This is a genomic window from Novosphingobium aeonii (assembly GCF_052279045.1).
In the GTDB taxonomy this organism is placed as follows: domain Bacteria; phylum Pseudomonadota; class Alphaproteobacteria; order Sphingomonadales; family Sphingomonadaceae; genus Novosphingobium.
The window spans coordinates 1650287-1671060 of the sequence record NZ_CP176832.1; the positions used below are offsets into that span (position 1 = coordinate 1650287).

A 20774-nucleotide genomic window follows, 5' to 3' on the forward strand; every position below is an offset into this window, starting at 1 on the left:
GCAGGGATCAGTGCAAGGTCGTGTCGTCCGACGGGCGCAACCGCTTGCGGCGTGACAGCAGAGCCTTCAGGAGGCCGCATCCGGCGATCACCGCCCAGAGCGATTCCATCGCGATCGAGGGCAGGTTCACGTTCACCATCAGCGAGATCAGCAGCAGCACCGCGCCGGCAAGGTTGAGCCCGTGCTGGAGGTAGCGGTTCGGCCTGTCCTCATAAGTGACGTAGGCATAGGCGAGAATGCAGCAGGCCGTTCCCAGGAAGCCGAGGACGTTGCTGAGCGTTTCCGGCAGTTCGAGGATCATGCAGGCTCCCGGCCGAATGGCGGAAGGCGGCATCGCGCCGCCTCCTTTAGCCAAATGCGCCTATCCGGCGAGCGTTGCCAGAAGTTCCTCGAAATTGGGGAAGCTGGTGGCGATCGGGCGGGTGTCGTCGACTTCGACGCCGTCCCGGCTGCCGAGGCCCGCGATCGCCATGGACATGGCGATGCGATGGTCGAGATGCGTCGTGACCCGGGCATCGCCCGGCGTGCCGGGCAGGGGCGCGCCGCCGGTGCCGGTGATGACGAGGCCGTCCTCGCGCTCCTCGATCCCGGCGCCGGCCAGCGTGAGCGCGGCGGCCATGGCGGAGAGCCGGTCCGATTCCTTCACGCGCAGTTCGTCGAGTCCGCTCGTCACGGTAACACCCTCGGCCAGCGCGGCGGCTACGAAGAGGACCGGGAACTCGTCGATCATGGCGGGGGCGACGGCGGGATCCACTTCGATGCCCTTGAGGGCCGAGTGCTTCACCAGCAGGTCCGCGACCGGTTCGCCGCCCACTTCGCGCTCGTCCAGGAATTCGATCTGGCCCCCCATCTGGCGCAGCACTTCGACAAGGCCGGCGCGGGTGGGGTTGAGGCCGACGTTCTCGATCACGACCTCGCTGCCCGGCGTGACCAGTGCGGCGACGATGAAGAACGCCGCGGACGAAGGGTCGCCCGGAACGTCGATGACCTGCGGCTTGAGTTCGGCCTCGCCCTTGAGCGTGATGATGCGGGTGCCGTCGGCCTCCACGGTCACGGTGAGGTCGGCGCCGAAGCCCTTGAGCATGCGTTCGGAGTGGTCGCGCGTGGGGACCGGCTCGATCACGGTGGTGATTCCCGGCGTGTTGAGGCCGGCCAGCAGCACGGCGCTCTTTACCTGGGCGGAGGCGACCGGCAGGCGGTAGGTGATCGGCACGGCGGGCGAGGCGCCGCGCACGATCAGCGGCAGGCGGCCGCCTTCGCTCGCCTCGAAGCTCGCGCCCATTTCCGAGAGCGGATCGATCACGCGGCCCATCGGGCGCTTGGAGAGCGAGGCATCGCCGGTGAAGCTGACATGGATCGGGTGGCTGGCCACGAGGCCCATCAGCAGGCGGGTGGAGGTGCCGGAATTGCCCATGTCGAGCGGACCTTCAGGCTGGAGCAGGGCGCCGACGCCCACGCCGTTCACCCGCCACTCGCCTTCGCCGATGCGCTCCACGCTGGCGCCCATCGCGCGCATGGCTGCGGCGGTGGCCAGCACGTCCTCGCCTTCGAGCAGGCCGGTCACGCGGGTTTCGCCCACGGCCAGTGCCCCCAGCATGATCGAGCGGTGGCTGATCGACTTGTCGCCCGGCACGCGGATGCGTCCTTTCAGCGGTCCTGCGGGCAGGAAACGGCGGGGGCGCATGGCGGTGGTGGTGTCGTGGCTCACGGCAAGGCTTCTTTCGAGGCTGGAAGGGGCGCAAAATCGCGGGGCTTTTGACAGCGGGTGCGGCCTATGGCAAGGCGCGCGCCCTGATGCGACCCGCGCGCTTGATCCCGCATGCTTGATTTTGCGCGCCGGCCCTCCCATCAAGACACGGAATTCACGCCTGCGCCTTTCGGACGGGCCATTATTGAGGACATTTCATGGCAAAGCCTGAATGGGGCGCCAAGCACGGCTGCCCGAAATGCGGCACCCGCTTCTACGACCTGGGCAAGGATGACCCGGTTACCTGCATCGAGTGCGGTAATTCCTGGCAGCCGGAACCGGTTCTGAAGTCGAAGCAGCCGATTCCCTATGAGGAAATCCAGAAGAAGGAAGTCGTCGAGACCGAGGATTCGGATCTCGCCGAAGACGATCTGGACATCGACGACGACGGCGATTCGCCGGACAACGACGTCGATCTCGGCGGCGATGACGATCTCGGCATCGGCGCGGGCGACGACGACGGCGACCGGGACGAGTAAGTCTCGAACGCATCGGTTCAGGAAAGGGCGCGCAGCTTCGGCTGTCGCGCCCTTTCTCTTTATCGGGTCCGATCCTAAAAATGACAGGTCGGTGAAAATTTCCTCTTGTCAGCCCGGCGAACCCAATCTAGAGGGCGGCCTCCCAAGCGGAGGCGCAAGCCGATGCAAGGGAACGGACCGAACCTCCCGGGGCTGGTCCGCTGAAATGATTGGGGCCTTAGCTCAGCTGGGAGAGCGCCTGCATGGCATGCAGGAGGTCAGCGGTTCGATCCCGCTAGGCTCCACCATTTCATCATTGCAGTTTCGCGGGAACGCGACACGCTGGCTGACGAGGTTTCGTCCGCCGGCGTTTTTCGCATAACGTCCCGTCACGCCGGTCAGCGAGGTTTCGCCCACCGGCGTTTTTGGCGTTCTGGCTGGCCCGTTGGCCGGCCAACAGTGGAGTTAGGCATGTTCGACAGCCTTTCGGATCGTCTCGGTGGCGTTTTCGACAAGCTGCGCGGTCGCGGCGCGCTCAAGGAGCAGGACGTTCGCGATGCCATGCGCGAAGTGCGCATCGCGCTGCTCGAAGCCGATGTCGCGCTCCCCGTCGTGCGCCGCTTCATCGACCAGGTTACCGAAAAGGCCGTTGGCCAGTCGGTGCTGCGCTCGGTCACGCCGGGCCAGCAGGTCGTCAAGATCGTCAACGATGCCCTGATCGAGATGCTCGGCGGCGAAGAGACCGCTGAACTCGATCTCAATGCCGCGCCCCCGGTCGTCATCATGATGGTCGGCCTTCAGGGCTCGGGCAAGACCACCAGCACCGCCAAGATCGCCCGCCTCCTCCGCGAGAAGCAGGGCAAGAAGGTTCTGATGGCCTCGCTGGACGTCAACCGTCCGGCCGCGCAGGAACAGCTTCGCGTCCTTGGCGAGCAGGTCGGCGTCGCCACCCTGCCGATCATCGCCGGCCAGCAGCCGACCGAGATCGCCACCCGTGCGATGCAGTCCGCCAAGCTGCAGGCCGTCGACGTGCTGATGCTCGATACCGCGGGCCGCCTGCATGTCGACACGCAGCTCATGGACGAGATGAAGGCGGTTGCCGCCATCTCGAACCCCCGTGAAACGCTGCTCGTGGTCGACTCGCTGACGGGTCAGGACGCGGTCAACGTCGCGCAGTCGTTCTCCGGCGAAGTCGATCTTACTGGCGTCGTGCTCACCCGCATGGATGGTGATGCGCGCGGCGGTGCGGCGCTGTCGATGCGGGCCGTCACCGGCAAGCCGATCAAGTTCGCGGGCACCGGCGAGAAGATGGAGGCCCTCGAGGTCTTCCACCCGAGCCGCGTCGCCAACCGCATCCTCGGCATGGGCGACATCGTCTCCATCGTCGAGAAGGCCGCCGAAGCGGTCAAGATCGAGGACGCCGAAGCGCTGGCGAAGCGCATGGAGCAGGGGAAGTTCGACATGAACGACCTGCGCATGCAGCTTGGCCAGATGCAGAAGATGGGCGGCCTCGGCGCGCTGGCAGGCATGATGCCGGGCATGAAGAAGGCCAAGGCGGCGATGCAGGCCTCGGGCATGGACGACCGCGTGTTGCTGCGCATGGACGCGATCATCGGTTCGATGACGCAGAAGGAGCGCGCCAACCCCGCGCTGCTCAATGCCAAGCGCAAGATCCGCGTCGCCAACGGTTCGGGCACCCAGGTGCAGGATGTGAACAAGATCCTGAAGATGCACCAGGAAATGTCCAAGGCCATGAAGCAGATCAAGAAGATGGGCGGCCTCAAGGGGCTGGCCGCGATGTTCGGCAAGGGCGGCCTCGATGCTGCCATGCCGGGCCTTGGCGGCCAGGGCCTCGGTCCCGGCGCGGCGGGCCTTCCCGGCCTCGGCGCCGGTGGTCCCGATCTCGGCAAGTTTCTGAAAAAGTAATTTTTGAAGATTTGAAGGAAAGGTAGAGCAATGTCCGTTTCGATCCGTCTGTCGCGCGGTGGCGCGAAGAAGCGTCCTTACTACAAGATCGTCGTCTCCAACTCGCGCGCTCCGCGCGACGGCAAGTATCTTGAGCAGGTCGGCACCTACAACCCGGTCCTCGCCAAGGAAGACGAGAACCGCGTGCGTCTGGTCGAGGACCGCGTTCGCTACTGGCTCGGCGTTGGCGCACAGCCGACCGACCGCGTTGCCCGCCTGCTCGACAAGGCCGGCATCAAGGAACGCGCCGCCACCGTGAACCCGAACAAGGCTGAGCCGGGCAAGAAGGCCAAGGACCGCGCCGAGGAAAAGGCCGAGAAGCTGCGCGAAGCTGAAGAAGCCGCTGCTGCGGCAGCTGCTGCTCCGGCCGAGGAAGCTCCGGCTGAAGCAGCCGCTGAGGAATCGACCGAAGCCTAAGCTTCAGGTTCGAATCCACAATGGCTGGTCAAGACCGCCCCGTCACGCTTGCTGCCGTTACCGGCGCGCACGGCGTGACGGGCGAGGTTCGCCTCAAGCTGTTCGGTGAAGGCGTGGCCGCGCTCAAGCGCTACCGCGCCTTCAACGATTCCACCCTGACGCTCGCCAAGCTGCGCGACGACGGCAAGGGCGGCGCGATCGCTCGCTTCGAGGAAGTGACCGACCGCAACGCCGCCGAAAAGCTGCGCGGTACCGCGCTCACCGTTCCGCGCTCGCAAATGCCGGAACTGGGCGAGGGCGAGTATTACCACGCCGACCTGCTCGGCCTGCGCGCCGTTTCGGACGCGGGCGAGGAGCTTGGCATCTGCATCGCGATCGACAACTTCGGTGCCGGCGATGTGATCGAGATCGAGCGTCCGGTGGGTGAGGGCGAAGATGGTGCCAAAAGCGCCAGAAGCCGCCGCTTCATGGTGCCGATGAACGAAACCGCCGTTCCCGAATGGGATCATGAGCGGATCGTGATTGCCGCCGCCTTCGCGGATGAGTGATTTCCTCGTGGGGCTGGCGGCGATAACGATCATCGCCAATCTGCCCTGCGTTGCGCTCCTGCTGCTTCTACGCCGGATAGCCCCGCGCATGCATGGCCTGCTGCGCGGGGCTATTGCCGTTCTGGCGGGTGCGGTCGTGGTAGCCGGGGCCATGGTTCTTCTGGGCGAACCGGAGGCTTTCCAGGCCGGCGTGCTTCATGCTTTCGCGTCGCTGCTTCCGGCACTTTTCATCGGAGGCGGCGTCTGCTTGCCCGCCACCCTCTATCTGGCGCGTCGCTGGCGTCATGACGGCGCGGCGCATCTTCCTGCCATTTTCGACTAGCGGTCAGGGCGCGGGCTGTTCGGCCTGACCGGCCGGTGTCGTCGGCGCGGCGCTGCCGAGCGCGAAACTGCCCGCGACAGTGGCGCCCAGCATGCCGATAAGCACAAAGGCGATAAGCCCGGCTTTTGGCATGCGCCGTCCGCTCATCCCCACTGCCACTCTTGCAAGGCCATCGTTCACATCGTTCGAAAAGCGGGTGTGACACTGGCTCCACTGCCGCATGAAGTGTTCGTCCTGCATGGCATGCATCCTTGTTGCGAAGGCCGTGAGATGAACCTGCCGGAGCAGGAGCGCCAACAAGACGATTGGCATGGAGTATAAGGCAGGCTTATGATCTGCGCATGGACCGCCTTCCGCCCCTGACCGCCATCCGTGCCTTCGAGGCGGCGGGCCGCCACGAGAACTTCTCGCGCGCGGCCGAAGAACTGGGCATGACCCAGGCCGCCATCAGCTATCAGATCCGCCAGCTGGAGGACCGGGTCGGCCGCGCGCTTTTCGTGCGCGGCAAGGGCCGGGTCCGGCTTTCGGAGGCGGGGCTTCGCCTGCTTCCCGCGATAAGTGCGGCCTTTGGCGGCATGGCGGAAGCCTTCGCGGCCATTCGCGAGGAAGATCACGAAGTCCTGTCCATAACCTCGCTCACCTCGATCGGCGGGGCCTGGCTGGGCGCGCGGATTGGGCGGTTCCAGTTGCGCCATCCCGATATTGCGGTGCGATTGTCGCTTTCGAACGATGTGATCGACCTTTCCGCGTCCTCGTTCGATGTCGCGATTCGGGCAGGGAAGGGCAACTGGCCGGGAATGCGCTCGGAATTCCTGTTCCGACAGCACCTGGCGCCGATGTGTTCGCCCGCCTTCCTCGAAATGCACGCCATCCGCAGGCCTGAAGACCTGCTCAGGGTCGAGCGCCTGACGCCCGACGATCCCTGGTGGTCTGCCTGGTTCGAAGCGGCCGGGGTGGATGCGCCGCCGCTCCAGCGCGGGGGGATGTACATGGACAACCAGTTGCCCGAGGCCAGCGTGGTGATGAGCGGGTTCGGTGTGGCGCTGATGTCGCCCTTGTTCTGGCGTGCGGAAATGGCGAGCGGTCGCCTCGTCCAGCCTTTCGAGACGCTCTACATGCCGGGCAATTCGCACTGGCTGGTCCATCCGGACGGTCGTGTGGGCCTGCGCAAGATCGAGCGGCTGCGCGAATGGCTGCGGGAAGAGGTCGCCGCGGACAAGGGAAGCCTCCCGGCGGAAGTATGGGAGCCTTTCTGAGCCACTTTTCGGCCGCAGCCCCTTGTCGCGGGGGCCGATTTGGGCTTTGCCGCGCGCATGACTTTCAACGCCACCGTTCTCACGCTTTATCCCGAGATGTTCCCCGGCTCGCTGGGCCTGTCGCTGGCCGGGCGCGGGCTGGCCGAGGGCAAGTGGTCGATCGATGCGGTGCATATTCGCGATTTCGCGAAGGACAAGCACCGCACGGTTGACGATACGCCCGCCGGGGGCGGGGCGGGAATGGTTCTCAAGGTGGATATCCTGGCCGCCGCCATCGACCATGCACGTTCGATCAATCCCGATGCGCCGATCATCGCGATGACCCCGCGCGGCAAGCCGATCTCGCAGGCCCGCGTCCGCGAACTCGCGGACGGTCCCGGTGTCATCGTCCTGTGCGGAAGGTTCGAGGGTTTCGACGAGCGGATCTTCGAAGGCCGGCAGGTCGAGGAGATGTCCGTCGGCGATGCGGTGCTTTCCGGGGGTGAACCCGCGGCAATCCTGCTGCTTGACGCTTGCATTCGCCTGCTTCCCGGCGTAATGGGCGCGGCTTCCAGCGGGACCGAGGAATCGTTCGAGGACGGTCTTCTCGAATACCCGCAATATACCCGACCCACCGAGTGGGAAGGGCGCACGATCCCTGAAGTGCTGCGATCGGGGGATCATGCGAAAATCGCTGCCTGGCGGAAACAACAGGCGGCGGAGGATACACGGTCACGCAGGCCGGACCTTTGGGAACGTCACAGGGACGTTCGGGGCCAGTCTGCCTCTGGTGCGCGGCGCAAAAACGAGGATTTGGGTTCATGAACCTGATTCAGCAGATCGAGGCCGAGGAAATTGCCAAGGCCGCCAAGGATATCCCGACCTTCCGTCCGGGCGATACCGTCCGCGTCGGCGTGAAGGTTGTCGAAGGCACCCGTACCCGCGTCCAGGCTTACGAGGGCGTGTGCATCGCGCGCTCGAACCGTGGCATGGGTTCGAACTTCACCGTTCGCAAGATGAGCTTCGGTGAAGGCGTCGAGCGCGTATTCCCGCTCTACTCGCCGAACATCGATTCGATCACCGTGGTTCGTCACGGCGTCGTGCGTCGTGCGAAGCTGTACTACCTGCGTGGTCGTACCGGCAAGCGCGCCCGCATCGCCGAGCGCCGCGTCAACGACACCAAGGCGTAAGCCCTGGTCGATTGCCCGGCCCGAAAGGGGCGGGCAGCCTGAGAGGCGGTTCGATTTCGGACCGCCTTTTTTGCGCCTTGCGGCAGGTGGGCGCAGTTGCTTTTATTGCGCCATCTACTGAGCTGATTCCATTCGACGAATCGCTCGATATCGGCTCAGGAACGGCACGCGGCATACGCGCAGTACCGTATTGGCTCGCTCGAAAGGGGGAGCAGATGCGCTGCATTTCATAATGCTGCATTGCACAATTCAGGAATCGTCATCTGAACGGCGGAAAAACGCGATAAACTGCCACTTTTGGCTCTGTTTAGGCTTTGACACCGCGCGCAAAACCCGCTCAATTCCGTCCCCGTCCAGAGGCGAATCCGAATATTCCCGTCACATCCGATTCAACTGAAAGGTTAGGGGGTACCCATAATGAACAAGAACGATCTCATCAGCGCCGTTGCCGACTCGAGCGGTCTTACCCGTAGCGATGCCACCAAGGCTGTCGAAAGCGTGTTCGACGCCATCACTGGCGCGCTGAAGGCCGGCGACGAAGTTCGCCTGGTCGGCTTCGGCACCTTCTCGGTCGCCAAGCGCAAGGCCTCGACCGGCCGCAACCCGCGCACCGGCGAACCGATGGAAATCAAGGCTTCGGCTCAGCCGAAGTTCAAGGCCGGCAAGGGCCTCAAGGACGCTGTCAACTAAGCATCCTTGCAGCCTGCTTCGCCTCGCAGGCTGATAAGATTACGCCGCGCCAACCTTCGGGTTGGCGCGGCGTTTTTCGTTTGAGGTCATGTCCTTGAAGTCATGACTTTTCGTAAAGCCGGAAGACGACCTGCCGGGCAGGCAGGCCATGGCCGGACCTTTCGGGCCCGGCCAATCCGCGTCAGGGCTTCAGCCTGACCAGCGCTGTCGGCGCTGCCGGTGTGCGGGGATCGACCTTCCAGAACAGCGATTTGCCGCCAGGAGCGGTCACGGCCCCCTCGTCGGTATTGTTGGCGAGGATTTCGCCGTCCGTGGTCAGCGTGAAGGTGCCGTCGGCCTGGGTATTGCCGTCGGCCATGTCACCGGCCTTGTCGTTGAGCGCACCGCTCATCATTGCGCCCATGGCCGACGAACCGCCTTGCGGGCCGAACGAAGGGGCATCCATGCGGACCGTGCCATCGCGGCGCAGCGAAAGCTGGACGAAATGGTTGCTCATCGCGAAGCCTTCGATGGTCGGGAAGGCGAAGTCATGGTCGAGCCTTCCGGCGATGGCGAAGTCCACGTCGAACCTGCCGTCGCCCATGTAGGTAACCTTGTTCCATCCGGTCTGCCGGCGCAGCTTCTCGGCGATTTGCTCCCCTGCCTTGGGATCGCTCGGATCGAGCCCGCCCAGCAGCATCTGGGCGGCCTGGGCGTCGCTCTTCTTCTTTTCCTTGCTGGAGCTTTCCCAGTCGGTCTTTTGCTGGGCGAGTTCTTCGTCCGTGCACGCGCGATCGTTATAGTCGTCGTCGTGGCAGGTCTCCGGCTCGAACACGGCCGGTTTGGATGACTGGAGCGGCACCATCACTATCTCGCCGGTGTAGCGGAAGGCGAAGCTGCGATCCTTGCGCAAGTCCAGGGTGGAGGTGAACTTGCCGGGCGCGAAGATGCAGGCCGCCGCAAGCAGGGCGAGGGCGGTAACGCCCAGCCCGGCGAGAAGGCGGCGTCCCGGAGGACGCCGTTCGATTCGGTTCATGATGAGTGCCCTCTCGATTTCGGATTATTCGGACCGCGTGGCGACGGCATAGAGGGCGATGGCTGCCGCATTGCTGACGTTGAGGCTTTCCATGGCCTCGCTGATGGGCAGCTTGGCGATCGAATCGCAGTGCTGGACGATGTTGTGGCGCATGCCGTCCCCCTCGGCGCCGAGCACGAGGGCGACGGGGCCGGTCGGCAGGGCCTGGCCGAGTGTGGATTCTGCGGCGCCGTCAAGTCCGATGCGCCAGTACCCGGCTTCGGCGATCTCTTCGAGCGCGCGCGCAAGGTTCACCACGCGGACCCAGGGCAGGGTTTCGAGCGCACCCGAGGCGCTCTTGGCCAAGGTGCCCGATTCCGGGGGCGCATGGCGGTCCTGGGTAACGATTGCGCAGGCATTGAAGGCTGCCGCGGAGCGCATGATGGCGCCGACGTTGTGCGGGTCGGTCACCTGGTCGAGCACGATCACGGGCCGCGACGGATCGCCGTCGAGCACGTCGTCGATGAAGATGTCGTCGAGCGGCGTGCATTCGAGCACGAGGCCCTGATGCGGGGCGTCCCGGGCGACGAGGCGGGCGAGGTCGGCGGGCTGTGCCCATTCCACCGGGAAGTCGGCAGGCAGTTCGCCGTCGAGCGCTTCCACGCCCTCGCGAGTCGCCCAGAGCTTGCGGTGGTTGCGATTCGGGTTCTTCAGCGCGGCTTCTACCGCGTGCCGGCCCCAGAGCCGGATCATGCCCGTGCTCGCTCGCCCGCTGCCACGGCCGTTCTTCATCCGGCCCGCGCGGCCGCGCAGCGCCTTTCCGGAGCGTCCGCCTTCGCGGTCGCCTTCTTGCCGGTCGCTACGATTGGTCATGAAAATTGTCCTTATTCGAAAAAACTATGCCGCTCCTGCCATTCCCCCCATTGACAGGCAAGGCCGGGTTCTACATAGGCGCGCTCCTCGGCAGCGAGGCTCTGACTTCAGGGCCTCAACACAACGGGTCTTTCGAGAGTTTGACCCCCGCCATAACTGGTGTGGACAGGTGGCCGAGTGGTTAAAGGCAGCAGACTGTAAATCTGCCCGTGCAAGCGTACGCTGGTTCGAATCCAGCCCTGTCCACCACCGGTTTCCTCAACAGGACATTCCCTTCGGGGTGCGGCTGACCAGGTTTTGCCTTTGCCGGCAACGCCGCTTCAAGTGTCCTGTCGCGCTTTTCGCCGAAAACTATCCCCCGCCGTCTTTCCGACAATCCCGTTGAATGGGAACATGGCTCGCTTCCCGGCATTGCGGGAGCGGTGGACACTGACTAGAGGATGGTGATGCCCGGAGAAATTCTTGATAATCAGGGGCGCGGCGAAGCGTCCTGGAACTGGCCCTCCATCCATGGCGAGGGTCGCAAGTTCGGCGCCATCGCCGCAGCTATCGCGCTGTTCGGATGGATCGTTTTCGGTCCGTGGGTGGGATGGCCGCTGGCGGTCCTGACGCTGTGCGTGCTGGCCTTCTTCCGCGATCCCGTCCGCGTTACGCCGCAGGATGATCGCTATATCGTCGCTCCGGCCGACGGCCTGGTCACGCTCATCGGCAAGGTATCGCCGCCCCGTGAGCTGACGGTGGAGGATGGCAGCGGTTCTGAGCCGATGTCGACCGAACCGGTCACCCGCATCTCGATCTTCATGAGCGTGTTCGACGTTCACATCAATCGCACGCCCATTGGCGGCACGGTGCGCCGGGTGATCTACATTCCCGGCCGGTTCGTGAACGCCGATCTCGACAAGGCGAGTGAAGAAAACGAGCGCCAGCACATCCTGGTGGAGCGCGGCGACGGGCTTCGCATCTGCTTCACGCAGATTGCCGGTCTGGTTGCGCGCCGCATCGTTCCCTTCGTGAAGCCGGGCGACATGCTTGCCGCCGGTCAGCGCATGGGCCTGATCCGTTTCGGTAGCCGTGTGGATGTCTATCTTCCCGCTGGAACCGAGCCCAAGGTGCTCATGGGGCAGAAGATCGTGGCCGGCGAAACGATTCTCGCCGAACTCGGCTCCGCGCCCGTGATCGAGGGTATCGCCCAGTGAACGATGGGCCTGCGATCGATGAAGCCGGGATCGACGAGACCGGCGATTTCGACGCCGCAGGCCCGCGTGCGCGCGGCCGGATGGCGGCCGCCGGGCTTCCGATGCGCGTCTTCGTGCCCAACGCCATCACCGCTGCCGCGCTTTGCTCGGGATTGACCGGCATTCGCTTTGCCATCGGCGGCGACTACGAGCGAGCGGTTCAGGCCATCATCCTTGCCGGCCTGCTTGACGGCATAGACGGCCGCGCGGCGCGCCTGCTCAAGGCCCAGACCCGCTTCGGTGCCGAACTGGATAGTCTGGCGGATTCGATCTCGTTCGGCGTTGCGCCGGCGTTGATCGTCTATCTCTGGACCCTGCACCAGCTTCCCAGCCTTGGCTGGATCGCGGCGCTGGCGTTTGCGATCTGCTGCGTGTTGCGGCTCGCACGTTTCAATTCCCGGCTTGACGAGCAGGACCAGCCTCACAAGCAGGCAGGTTTCCTGACCGGTGTTCCCGCGCCGCTGGGCGCCGGGCTCGCGTTCCTGCCGATGTACTTGTGGATCGCCAGCGGAATTTCCGAATTCGCCAATCCCGTCGCGGTGAGCGTGTGGATGGTGCTGGTCGCTTTCCTGATGATTTCCAGCCTGCCTACGCTCAGTTGGGCAAAGATGCGGCCTCCGCCCAGTCTGCGTCTTGGCGTTCTCGCGCTGGTCGGCCTGACAGTGGCCGCGCTGCTGACCGAGCCCTGGTTCACGCTGGCCGTGATCACCATCGCCTATATCCTGCTGATTCCCGTAGGAATCGCCAGCTACTCGAAGGTCAGGCGGCGAGTTCCCCGGTAGTCCATTCGCCTTCCGCGCGCTCCGTGGAGGGCCATTCCAAACCCGGCGTCCACTGGGTACGGCGGATGCGGGTCATGCGGTCCTTCCTGAGGATTGCGAGCGTGGGCAGGGGCACCCGCTCCACCATCTTCCATTCCAGCATCACCGTTTCGGGGCATTGGCGCAGTGCCGTGCGCAGCCCGCGAACCGTATCGGCATGGCGAAGCCAGTTCGACCAGATGACGTGGGCGGAAACCAGCGCGGCTACAACGAAGAGACAGGCGGCAAATGCAGTCATGATCGTTCCTTTCGAACCATCGTCCACATTCTCTGCCCAGCCTGTGGAGAGCTTGTGGAAAACCGAGAATCGTTCTATCAATGTTCCTGTGATGACGTTGTTCTCAATTTGTTCTCATGCTGTCAAGCGTAAAGGCATGACCTGCGAGGAGGCTTCTGCCCAGTGCTTGGCTCGGTTCCCGAAAGTCGCCGCATGAGCGAGGAAACCCGCGTCAGCCTTGGCGAACTCGAAGGATTGCGCGAATGGTGCGCGGCCAACCAGTTCGAGATCGAGATCATCGACGACAGCGAACTGGTGCTTAACGATCAGGAAGCGGGAAGCGTCTGGTCGGTGTTCTGCGTGGATGGCTGGATCCAGGTGAAAGGGCTGGTGCTGGACGATGTCGAACCGGGGCCCGCGCTATGCCTGACTCTGGCAAGGCTGCACGACCGCCTGCTGGGGTGCCGTTTCTCGGTGGATTCGCAGCATGGGCTTGTCATCATCGTTGACCTGATGCCGTCCTGCCGTTCTTCGGCGGCGATTGCGGAGGCGGTGATGCAGATGCAGGCGATCATCGATCATACGAGCCCGCTGCTGGATGAGGTGATCGAAACCGAAGTGGCTGCGGATGATCGCACGATCGATCAGGCATTCGGGCTGGAAGGTTCGCGGCGACTGCACTGAGGCGCAGTTGGCACTCTGTCCGTTTTTGAGGCGACGAGTTATGCTGCGGTGCGTTCTCGCACCGGGCGCTGCGGATGGTGCGGTGCCGGTTTGGAGCGGATCGGGCGCCGGTTGCGGCGAACAGCGCGGGCGGTGCTGTCATGCGTGGTGGAGCGGCGCTCGAACGTGGACCATTCGATGTCGCCGGATGCGGCTGCGATGTGGGAAGCCCGATGAAGGGCACGGATCGCGGGGAGGGTGCTGCGATAGGTGCCCCAGATCGCCCTGATCGCAACGCAGGCGCCGATCGCGAATAGGATGGGTGGAAGGAGGCTCATTGCATGTGTCCTGCTTCGCGCCCTGCCCCCTGGGCGCATTGAACGAAAGTCCCCGGCTCTTCTCCTGCGAAAGCGGAAGCCTCTGCCTTTCCGCGTCAGTGGATATAACAGGGATTACCCTGTGGAAAAACGGTGGAAGGCGTTTGGTTTCCGCCAGTTGCATCGGAAGCGGAGGTGTCTGCGACGAGATGCCTTTGCGGAACGGCGGAACGCGATCGAATTGAGGCTGGATTTTCTCCGGCAACGGCGCTAAGGGCGGCCCCGCTCGAGGGACGATACCGAATTCGCGGTATCTGGCGAATCGGGCAATCCACATGGAAAGCGCACATACCGGTGCCTTGGTGTCATGGGTTCGTCCCACGCCTGGTTCCTGCTTTCCAGAGGCCTAACCGGAAAGGAATTACCTATGGCGGCTCCTGTCGTCTCCATGCAGCAGCTCATCGAAGCCGGCGCTCACTTCGGCCACCAGACCCACCGCTGGAACCCGCGGATGAAGCCGTACATCTTCGGCGCCCGCAACGGCATCCACATCATCGACCTTTCGCAGACAGTGCCGCTGTTCGCGCGCGCTCTCGAGTTCGTGCAGGCCACTGTCCAGGCCGGCGGCAAGGTGCTCTTCGTCGGCACCAAGCGCCAGGCTCAGGAGCCCATCGCACAGGCCGCCCGCGCTTGCGGTCAGCACTACGTCAACCACCGCTGGCTGGGCGGCATGCTCACCAACTGGAAGACGATCTCGGGTTCGATCAAGCGCTTCAAGGCTCTTGAAGAGCAGCTTTCGGGCGACACCACCGGCCTGACCAAGAAGGAAGTCCTTCAGCTCACCCGCGAGCGTGACAAGCTTGAGCTTTCGCTCGGCGGCATCCGCGACATGGGCGGCATTCCGGACGTGATGTTCGTGATCGACGCCAACAAGGAAGACCTGGCCATCAAGGAAGCCAACGTCCTTGGTATTCCGGTCGTTGCCGTGCTCGACACCAACGTGAACCCGCAGGGCATCTCGTTCCCGATCCCGGGTAACGACGACGCCAGCCGCGCCGTGCGCCTGTACTGCGACGCCGTCGCCCAGGCCGCGACCAAGGGTGGCCGTGACGCGCTGGTCAACAGCGGTGCCGATCTCGGCGCCATGGAAGTGCCGGTTGCCGAGGAAGCAGTCGAGGCCTGATAGGTCCGGCGACGACTTTTCGTCATGGAATTGTCGCGCGCCGGGTCCAATGGGCCTGGCGCGCGTTCCATTTCCGGGTCGCAGGGCGACCTGGGCATTTTAAAGGCCGTGAAATGCGGCCCCACCAAGCAAGAGGATTTGAGCGATGGCTTACACCGCCGCTGACGTGAAGAACCTGCGCGAGCGCACCGGCGCCGGCATGATGGACTGCAAGAAGGCCCTCGACGAGACCGGTGGCGATCTCGAAGCCGCCGTTGACGCGCTGCGCGCTCGCGGTCTGGCCGCTGCCGCCAAGAAGTCGAGCCGCACGGCTGCCGAAGGTCTGGTCGGCGTTGCCGTCACCGGCACCAAGGGCGTTGCCGTCGAAGTGAACTCGGAAACGGACTTCGTTGCGAAGAACGACCAGTTCCAGGACTTCGTCCGCAAGACCACCGAAGTCGCCCTCGGCGTTGCCGGTGACGACGTGGAAGCGCTCAAGGCCGCTGCCTACCCGAATGGCGGCACCGTTGGCGACGCGCTGACCAACAACGTTGCGACCATCGGCGAGAACCAGCAGGTTCGCCGCCTGAAGACCGTCGAAGTCGCTCAGGGCCTCGTCGTTCCCTACATGCACAACGCTGCTGCGCCGAACCTCGGCAAGATCGGCGTGCTCGTCGCTCTCGAATCGGAAGCTTCGGCTGACGTTCTCGAAGCGCTCGGCAAGCAGATCGCGATGCACATCGCCGCTGCCTTCCCGCTGGCCCTCAACGCCGACGACCTCGACGCCGAGCTGATCGCGCGCGAGCGCAAGATCGCCGAAGAAAAGGCCGCGGAATCGGGCAAGCCCGAAGCCGTGCAGGCCAAGATGGTCGACGGTGCGATCGCCAAGTACGCCAAGGAAAACGCTCTGCTCTCGCAGGTCTTCGTCATGGACAACAAGACCCCGATCCAGCAGGTCGTCGACCAGGCCGGCAAGGAAGCCGGCGCCAAGATCGTGCTGAAGGACTATGTCCGCTTCCAGCTCGGCGAAGGCATCGAGAAGGAAGTCACCGACTTCGCAGCCGAAGTGGCTGCCGCTGTCGCCGGCTGATCCTTCGCGGATACCGAGATAAGAAAAGGGCCGGGGAGCGTTGGCTTCCCGGCCCTTTTTCTATGCGTGCCGTAGCGCCGGATCAGTACGCAGCGGTGAAGCGCGCGCGGCTGTGGTTGTGGGCTTCCAGTTCGTCCACCATGGCGATGGCGTAGTCGGCGAAGCTGATCTTGCTCTCGCCCGCTTCGTCCGTGACGAGCTGGTCGGTGCCGGGGCGATAGGAGCCGGTGCGCGGGCCTTCGAAGATCAGCGCTGCGGGCGAGAAGAACGTCCAGTCCACGTCGTCCGTCTTTCTCAGGGCGTCGAGGAAGGTGATGCCGCCCATGGCAAAGGGCTTCCATTCCTCGGGGAAGTCGGGCGAATCGATGAGGCGCTTGCCGGGCGCCACTTCGAGACTGGCGGCGCCGCCGGTGACCAGCAGGCGCGAAACTCCGGCCTTGCGGATTGCGGAAAGCAAGGTTTCGGCCGGAACGTCGAAGTGCAGGGCGCTGATCACGGCGTCGCTACCGGCGATGAGCGCCGCGAGGGCTTCGGGGTCTGCGGCGTCGCCGGCTTCGGCGGTTACGCCCGGAGCAGCGGCGATCTTTTCGGGATTGCGCGCGATGGCGAGCACTTCATGGCCGCGTGCGGCGGCTTCTTTGACGATTTCCGATCCGGCGCGGCCGCTGGCGCCGAGGACTGCGATCTTCATTACGATTACTCCACTAGTTTCCAATAGTGACCAAGTGTGGCATGGGGTGCGCCTATGCAAGAAGGCACTTTCATCGCACCGGGTTACCCGGAGGAAACCGGCGGCAGGCAGCCGGACGTCTATGCCGCGAATTGTCCGACCCGGCAGCTGCTCGACCGTATTGCCGATAAGTGGAGCGTGCTGATTTTGACGACGCTTGGCGGGGGCCAGATGCGCTTCAATGCGCTCAAGCGCCGGATCGACGGAATCTCGCAGAAGATGCTGAGCCAGACCTTACGTTCGCTGGAGCGGGACGGGCTGGTCGCGCGTCATGTCGTGCCGACTGTGCCTGTCACCGTCAGTTATGCGATCACGCCGCTTGGCAGCGAACTTATCGAGGCGCTTCAGGCAATGATCGACTGGGCCGAGCGACGCATGGCGATGGTGGGAGAAGCGCAGTGTGCCTATGATACACGAGAGCGGGAACGACTGATCGGAGCGTGAGGCTTCAGTAAATTTTCCTGAACTTCCAGCCCGTCAAGCGCAGCATTAATTCGCCTGTGCGGCGTGCCCTGTTCTTTTCCGGGGCCCAGTAATTGCCAAAGTGATAGCCATTGGCGTCACGTTTTTCGAAAAGCCATTCGGATCCGTCGATTCCGACCTTGCCGCATTCGACGCTGCGGAATTCGAACAGCATTGTCTCGGCCGATGCCTGCCTGATTTTAACCAGTTCATCCGGCTGCAAGGGGCGATGGATCTGTCGGCCGATCTTGCCGGGCTCATAGCCCCCTGAGCCTGAAAGTTCTACGGCGTCCAGTCGGCCGCCCTCCGCGTCGAAAGTTACACGCACGACCACCGGATGATGGAAAGTGGGCAGCCACGTAAATCGAAACTGTTCTTGTTCAGTCCGATCGGACAATGAGGCCGAAGCCAAGGATGGCTCCCCCGCTGCGGCGAGGGCATCGGAATACCATTCTCTTTCAAAAGGCGAGAATAGCGGTAAGCAGTGACGATTGCATTGCAGGCCCAGCGATGTCCATTCTTTAGGAAAATAGCCACGCGTTTCGCGCGTGAGAAGGGCCGGATCGTCAGGCCGCAGTTCGGGCTTGCAGGTAGCCGGTTGTTCGCTGCCTGATGATGGCAATGATTCATATTGCGTTGGCGGAGCATCGCCCCTCAAACTGACGAATATCGTCATCGCCGCAAGACAGGAAAGGTGATGCCGAGCAATATACGAAGTCCCCATAGTGTTTTTCTTGCCTATCATCTTAGGCAAGTCAAACTGGGGCCTTTTCTGCGGGTCGCCCGCGCTCATCCACAAGCTCGCCCCTTGGCAATCCGCGCGCGCGCTCCTAAAGCCGGGCGGTCCTGCCCAGAGGAGATTGTGCGGCCATGAGTTCTTCCCCCTACAAGCGCGTCCTTCTCAAACTGTCGGGCGAGGTCTTGATGGGGAGCCAGCAGTTCGGGATCGACCCCGATTTCGTCGCTGAACTCGCCAGGGAAGTGAAGGCGGCCAAGGAGACCGGGCTGGAGATCTGCCTTGTCATCGGCGGCGGCAATATCTTCCGCGGCATGGCCGGTGCCGCGCGCGGCATGGACCGTGCGCAGGCCGACTACATGGGCATGCTGGCCACTGTCATGAATGCGCTCGCGATGCAGAACGCGCTTGAGCAGCTGGGCGTGGAAACCCGCGTGCAGTCCGCCGTCCAGATGGATCAGGTCTGCGAGCCGGTGATCCGCCGTCGCGCCGAGCGTCACCTCGAAAAGGGCCGCGTGGTGATCTTCGCCGCCGGCGTGGGCGCACCCTATTTCACGACCGATTCGGGCGCTGCCCTGCGCGCCGCCGAAATGCGCTGCGACGCCCTGCTCAAGGGCACCAGCGTGGACGGCGTCTACGACAGCGATCCCAAGACCAATCCCGACGCGAAGCGTTATGATTCGGTCGACTACGACACCGTCCTTGCCGACAACCTGAAGGTGATGGACGCCTCCGCCGTGGCCCTGTGCCGCGACAACTCAATCCCGATCGTCGTGTTCTCGATCCGCGAGAAGGGCAATCTTGCCACTGTTCTCGCGGGTGGCGGCATCAAGACGGTCGTCCAGAAAGGAGCCTGATTCATGGCCAAGTACGACAAGGCGGACCTCGAGCGCCGCATGATGGGCGCCATCGACGCGCTCAAGCACGATCTCTCGGGCCTGCGCACCGGCCGCGCCAATACGGCGCTGCTCGAACCGATCATGGTCACCGTCTACGGCGCGAACACGCCGATCACCCAGGTCGCCACGATTTCGGCGCCCGAGCCGCGCATGCTTTCGGTGCAGGTGTGGGACAAGTCGAACATCGGCCCCGTCGAAAAGGCGATCCGCTCGGCCGGTCTCGGCCTCAACCCGATCAGCGACGGCAACACCCTGCGCCTGCCCATTCCCGACCTGACCGAGGAACGCCGCAAGGAACTGGCCAAGCTCGCCAGCTCCTATGCCGAAAAGGCGCGCGTCGCCGTGCGCAACGTGCGCCGTGACGGTATCGAGAACCTGAAGGCGGACGAGAAGAAGAAGGAAATCTCGGAAGACGAGCGCAAGCGCGGCGAAACCGAAGTCCAGAAGCTGACCGACGATATCATCAAGCAGCTCGACGAGGAATTCGGCCGCAAGGAGAAGGAAATCCTCGGCAAGTGAGGCCTTGCGGTCCGCTTGGAGGAATGTCTGATGGCGAAGAGTGAACCCGTCTCGGCGCGCCATGTTGCCATCATCATGGATGGTAACGGGCGCTGGGCCAAGAAGCGCCACCTGCCGCGCGCGCTGGGCCACCAGCGCGGCGTCGAATCGGTTCGGCGCGTGGTGCGCGGCGCGCGCGAGATGGGGCTGGAGGCGCTGACGCTCTACGCCTTTTCGACCGAGAACTGGCGCCGGCCGGAGGAGGAAGTCTCCGACCTCATGAGCCTGATGAAGCGCTTCATCCTCTCCGACCTCGACGAGTTCGCAGCGGCAGGGGTGCGGCTCAAGATCATCGGCGATTACAAGGCGTTCAAGCCCGACGTCGTGGAACTGGTCGAAGGTGCGGTCGCCCGCACCGCCGGCAACACCGGGACCACGCTGGCGGTCGCGCTCAACTACGGTTCGCAGGACGAGATCGCCCGCGCCGCCACCAAGGCGGCCGCCAAGGGACCGATCACGCCCGAGAGCATCGCGGCCGAGCTCGATACCGCGGACCTGCCGCCGCTCGACCTGCTGATCCGCACTTCGGGCGAAGTGCGGCTGTCGAACTTCCTGCTCTGGCAGGCCGCCTATGCCGAGATGATGTTCACCGAAGTGCTCTGGCCGGATTTCACCGCCGAACACTTGCGGCAGGCTCTCGAAGATTTCTCCACGCGGGACCGACGTTATGGCGGACGCTGATCCGGTGAAGAAGAACGCCGACCTCAAGGTGCGGAGCATCTCGGCGGCAGTCATGCTGCTGGTCGCGGGCAGCACGCTGTGGCTCGGCGGCGTGGTCTGGACCGCCTTCGTCTGCGCGGTGGCGCTCGGCGTGCTGTGGGAATGGGTCAAGCTCGCGCGGGGCGGCACGCAGAACCCGGCGGAGCGGGCAGCCTTCAACTTCGGCGGCATGGTCTACGTCGGCATCGGCGCCGCCATGCTGCTGTTCCTCCGCAACCCCGCATTCAGCCTGGCGCCGCTGCTGACGGTGCTGCTCGCGGTGATCGGAGTCGACGTCGGCGCCTACTTTACCGGACGTGCACTGGGGGGTCCGAAAATCGCGCCTGCCATCAGTCCTTCGAAAACGTGGTCCGGCCTCCTTGGCGGCGTTTTAGGTGCCACTCTGGTGCTGTTCGGTGCCGCCAGGTTCTGGCAGGAGGGGCTGATCTCGGTCCATCCGCAGGGCAATGCCGCCGACGGTCCGGCTTGCTTCGGGATGCAGCCCTGCTGGTACCTGACGGCAAACCCGGTGCCGCTATTCGCAACCTGCCTGATGACCGGCATCCTCCTCGCCGTCTGCGCGCAGGCCGGAGATTTCTTCGAGAGCTGGATGAAGCGGCGGGCAGGGGTCAAGGATTCGGGCCACTTCATTCCGGGCCACGGCGGTTTCTTCGACCGGCTCGACGGCTTGCTCGCGGTGCTTTTCGTGTTAGGCCTCATGATCCTGTTCCAGCCGCGATGACGAC

The 20774-nt window shown here is 64.1% G+C and carries 28 protein-coding genes and 2 tRNA genes; 21 read left to right on the forward strand and 9 right to left on the reverse strand.

The genetic code is table 11. The annotated features are described in order from the left end of the window. Window positions 1-7: 7 nt before the first annotated feature. Window positions 8-301, reverse strand: coding sequence for a CBU_0592 family membrane protein (locus tag ACLIMP_RS08200; RefSeq protein WP_054439780.1), 294 nt, complete (start codon window positions 299-301; stop codon window positions 8-10). A 60-nt stretch (window positions 302-361) separates the two neighbouring features. Next, entirely contained in the window at window positions 362-1684 is a 1323-nt protein-coding gene (gene aroA, locus ACLIMP_RS08205; RefSeq protein ID WP_443478164.1) for a 3-phosphoshikimate 1-carboxyvinyltransferase, read from the reverse strand. Window positions 1685-1905: 221 nt separating this feature from the next. Here aroA and ACLIMP_RS08210 point away from each other — a divergent pair, with 221 nt between their 5' ends. From ACLIMP_RS08210 to ACLIMP_RS08235, 6 genes are all read left to right on the forward strand, one after another. Beyond that, the gene (locus tag ACLIMP_RS08210; protein WP_054439779.1) at window positions 1906-2226 is read left to right on the forward strand and encodes a TIGR02300 family protein; all 321 of its coding nucleotides are present in this window, start codon (window positions 1906-1908) and stop codon (window positions 2224-2226) included. Window positions 2227-2437: 211 nt separating this feature from the next. Next, window positions 2438-2513 (forward strand) — tRNA-Ala (locus ACLIMP_RS08215). A gap of 163 nt (window positions 2514-2676) precedes the next feature. Next, the gene (gene ffh, locus ACLIMP_RS08220; RefSeq protein WP_185997788.1) at window positions 2677-4131 is read left to right on the forward strand and encodes a signal recognition particle protein; all 1455 of its coding nucleotides are present in this window, start codon (window positions 2677-2679) and stop codon (window positions 4129-4131) included. Between the two features lie 30 nt (window positions 4132-4161). Then, on the forward strand, window positions 4162-4587 hold the full coding sequence (rpsP, locus tag ACLIMP_RS08225) for a 30S ribosomal protein S16 (RefSeq protein WP_054439775.1): 426 nt from the start codon (window positions 4162-4164) through the stop codon (window positions 4585-4587). 20 nt (window positions 4588-4607) lie between these two features. After that, window positions 4608-5135, forward strand: coding sequence for a ribosome maturation factor RimM (rimM, locus tag ACLIMP_RS08230; protein WP_185997786.1), 528 nt, complete (start codon window positions 4608-4610; stop codon window positions 5133-5135). Then, the gene (locus ACLIMP_RS08235; RefSeq protein WP_443478154.1) at window positions 5128-5457 is read left to right on the forward strand and encodes a hypothetical protein; all 330 of its coding nucleotides are present in this window, start codon (window positions 5128-5130) and stop codon (window positions 5455-5457) included. Before rimM ends, ACLIMP_RS08235 begins: the two co-directional genes overlap by 8 nt. 3 nt (window positions 5458-5460) lie before the next feature. On the opposite strand, the gene ACLIMP_RS08240 is transcribed toward ACLIMP_RS08235, so the two are convergent. Next, the gene (locus ACLIMP_RS08240; protein ID WP_324698693.1) at window positions 5461-5697 is read right to left on the reverse strand and encodes a hypothetical protein; all 237 of its coding nucleotides are present in this window, start codon (window positions 5695-5697) and stop codon (window positions 5461-5463) included. A 101-nt stretch (window positions 5698-5798) separates the two neighbouring features. Between ACLIMP_RS08240 and ACLIMP_RS08245 the strand changes: the two genes are divergently transcribed. The 4 genes from ACLIMP_RS08245 to ACLIMP_RS08260 all read left to right on the forward strand — a co-directional run bounded on the left by ACLIMP_RS08245 (window position 5799) and on the right by ACLIMP_RS08260 (window position 8572). Then, window positions 5799-6713 (forward strand): LysR substrate-binding domain-containing protein, encoded by a 915-nt coding sequence (locus ACLIMP_RS08245; RefSeq protein WP_185997783.1) that lies wholly within the window; start codon window positions 5799-5801, stop codon window positions 6711-6713. Window positions 6714-6770: 57 nt separating this feature from the next. Then, entirely contained in the window at window positions 6771-7517 is a 747-nt protein-coding gene (gene trmD, locus ACLIMP_RS08250; RefSeq protein ID WP_324698694.1) for a tRNA (guanosine(37)-N1)-methyltransferase TrmD, read from the forward strand. Next, entirely contained in the window at window positions 7514-7882 is a 369-nt protein-coding gene (rplS, locus tag ACLIMP_RS08255) for a 50S ribosomal protein L19 (protein ID WP_054439766.1), read from the forward strand. The genes trmD and rplS overlap by 4 nt, the downstream gene beginning before the upstream one ends. A gap of 417 nt (window positions 7883-8299) precedes the next feature. Next, on the forward strand, window positions 8300-8572 hold the full coding sequence (locus ACLIMP_RS08260) for an HU family DNA-binding protein (RefSeq protein ID WP_054439764.1): 273 nt from the start codon (window positions 8300-8302) through the stop codon (window positions 8570-8572). 181 nt (window positions 8573-8753) lie between these two features. Here ACLIMP_RS08260 and ACLIMP_RS08265 read toward each other — a convergent pair whose 3' ends face one another. Together ACLIMP_RS08265 and rlmB are read right to left on the reverse strand one after the other, a co-directional pair. Further along, entirely contained in the window at window positions 8754-9587 is an 834-nt protein-coding gene (locus ACLIMP_RS08265) for a hypothetical protein (protein WP_132469075.1), read from the reverse strand. Between the two features lie 24 nt (window positions 9588-9611). Next, entirely contained in the window at window positions 9612-10439 is an 828-nt protein-coding gene (gene rlmB, locus ACLIMP_RS08270; RefSeq protein WP_054439760.1) for a 23S rRNA (guanosine(2251)-2'-O)-methyltransferase RlmB, read from the reverse strand. Window positions 10440-10602: 163 nt separating this feature from the next. Between rlmB and ACLIMP_RS08275 the strand changes: the two genes are divergently transcribed. The 3 genes from ACLIMP_RS08275 to ACLIMP_RS08285 all read left to right on the forward strand — a co-directional run bounded on the left by ACLIMP_RS08275 (window position 10603) and on the right by ACLIMP_RS08285 (window position 12456). Then, a tRNA-Tyr gene (locus ACLIMP_RS08275) sits at window positions 10603-10688 on the forward strand. Between the two features lie 197 nt (window positions 10689-10885). Further along, window positions 10886-11635: a phosphatidylserine decarboxylase gene (locus tag ACLIMP_RS08280; protein WP_054439880.1), complete on the forward strand. Its 750-nt coding sequence runs from the start codon at window positions 10886-10888 to the stop codon at window positions 11633-11635. A gap of 80 nt (window positions 11636-11715) precedes the next feature. Beyond that, the gene (locus ACLIMP_RS08285) at window positions 11716-12456 is read left to right on the forward strand and encodes a CDP-alcohol phosphatidyltransferase family protein (RefSeq protein WP_054439879.1); all 741 of its coding nucleotides are present in this window, start codon (window positions 11716-11718) and stop codon (window positions 12454-12456) included. On the opposite strand, the gene ACLIMP_RS08290 is transcribed toward ACLIMP_RS08285, so the two are convergent. After that, window positions 12434-12733: a hypothetical protein gene (locus ACLIMP_RS08290; RefSeq protein ID WP_132469076.1), complete on the reverse strand. Its 300-nt coding sequence runs from the start codon at window positions 12731-12733 to the stop codon at window positions 12434-12436. The two genes, ACLIMP_RS08285 and ACLIMP_RS08290, sit on opposite strands and share 23 nt — an antisense overlap. A 192-nt stretch (window positions 12734-12925) precedes the next feature. On the opposite strand from ACLIMP_RS08290, the gene ACLIMP_RS08295 reads away from it, so the two are divergent. Next, window positions 12926-13396, forward strand: coding sequence for a hypothetical protein (locus ACLIMP_RS08295; protein WP_132469077.1), 471 nt, complete (start codon window positions 12926-12928; stop codon window positions 13394-13396). Window positions 13397-13434: 38 nt separating this feature from the next. Here ACLIMP_RS08295 and ACLIMP_RS08300 read toward each other — a convergent pair whose 3' ends face one another. Beyond that, a complete protein-coding gene (locus ACLIMP_RS08300) occupies window positions 13435-13713 on the reverse strand; it encodes a hypothetical protein (RefSeq protein WP_324698696.1) in 279 nt (92 codons plus the stop codon). Between the two features lie 406 nt (window positions 13714-14119). On the opposite strand from ACLIMP_RS08300, the gene rpsB reads away from it, so the two are divergent. Next, entirely contained in the window at window positions 14120-14875 is a 756-nt protein-coding gene (gene rpsB / locus ACLIMP_RS08305; RefSeq protein ID WP_054439750.1) for a 30S ribosomal protein S2, read from the forward strand. Window positions 14876-15020: 145 nt separating this feature from the next. Continuing rightward, a complete protein-coding gene (gene tsf / locus ACLIMP_RS08310) occupies window positions 15021-15944 on the forward strand; it encodes a translation elongation factor Ts (protein WP_054439749.1) in 924 nt (307 codons plus the stop codon). Window positions 15945-16026: 82 nt separating this feature from the next. Here the strand turns inward: tsf and ACLIMP_RS08315 are convergent, their stop codons facing one another. After that, window positions 16027-16635, reverse strand: a complete 609-nt coding sequence (locus tag ACLIMP_RS08315; protein ID WP_197283093.1) for an NAD(P)-dependent oxidoreductase — start codon at window positions 16633-16635, stop codon at window positions 16027-16029. Window positions 16636-16689: 54 nt separating this feature from the next. Between ACLIMP_RS08315 and ACLIMP_RS08320 the strand changes: the two genes are divergently transcribed. Then, a complete protein-coding gene (locus tag ACLIMP_RS08320) occupies window positions 16690-17118 on the forward strand; it encodes a winged helix-turn-helix transcriptional regulator (protein WP_324698697.1) in 429 nt (142 codons plus the stop codon). Window positions 17119-17122: 4 nt separating this feature from the next. On the opposite strand, the gene ACLIMP_RS08325 is transcribed toward ACLIMP_RS08320, so the two are convergent. Further along, window positions 17123-17929 (reverse strand): hypothetical protein, encoded by an 807-nt coding sequence (locus ACLIMP_RS08325; protein WP_324698698.1) that lies wholly within the window; start codon window positions 17927-17929, stop codon window positions 17123-17125. Window positions 17930-18006: 77 nt separating this feature from the next. On the opposite strand from ACLIMP_RS08325, the gene pyrH reads away from it, so the two are divergent. Genes pyrH through ACLIMP_RS08345 form a run of 4 tightly spaced genes read left to right on the forward strand, consistent with a single transcriptional unit; the run spans window position 18007 to window position 20770 of the window. Continuing rightward, window positions 18007-18729 (forward strand): UMP kinase, encoded by a 723-nt coding sequence (gene pyrH, locus ACLIMP_RS08330; RefSeq protein ID WP_054439743.1) that lies wholly within the window; start codon window positions 18007-18009, stop codon window positions 18727-18729. 3 nt (window positions 18730-18732) lie between these two features. Further along, window positions 18733-19290 (forward strand): ribosome recycling factor, encoded by a 558-nt coding sequence (gene frr / locus ACLIMP_RS08335; RefSeq protein ID WP_132469079.1) that lies wholly within the window; start codon window positions 18733-18735, stop codon window positions 19288-19290. 30 nt (window positions 19291-19320) lie between these two features. Further along, complete coding sequence (gene uppS / locus ACLIMP_RS08340) at window positions 19321-20010, forward strand: polyprenyl diphosphate synthase (RefSeq protein WP_132469080.1); 690 nt, start codon at window positions 19321-19323, stop codon at window positions 20008-20010. Beyond that, window positions 19997-20770, forward strand: a complete 774-nt coding sequence (locus ACLIMP_RS08345) for a phosphatidate cytidylyltransferase (protein ID WP_054439739.1) — start codon at window positions 19997-19999, stop codon at window positions 20768-20770. The genes uppS and ACLIMP_RS08345 overlap by 14 nt, the downstream gene beginning before the upstream one ends. The last annotated feature ends 4 nt before the right edge of the window (window positions 20771-20774 follow it).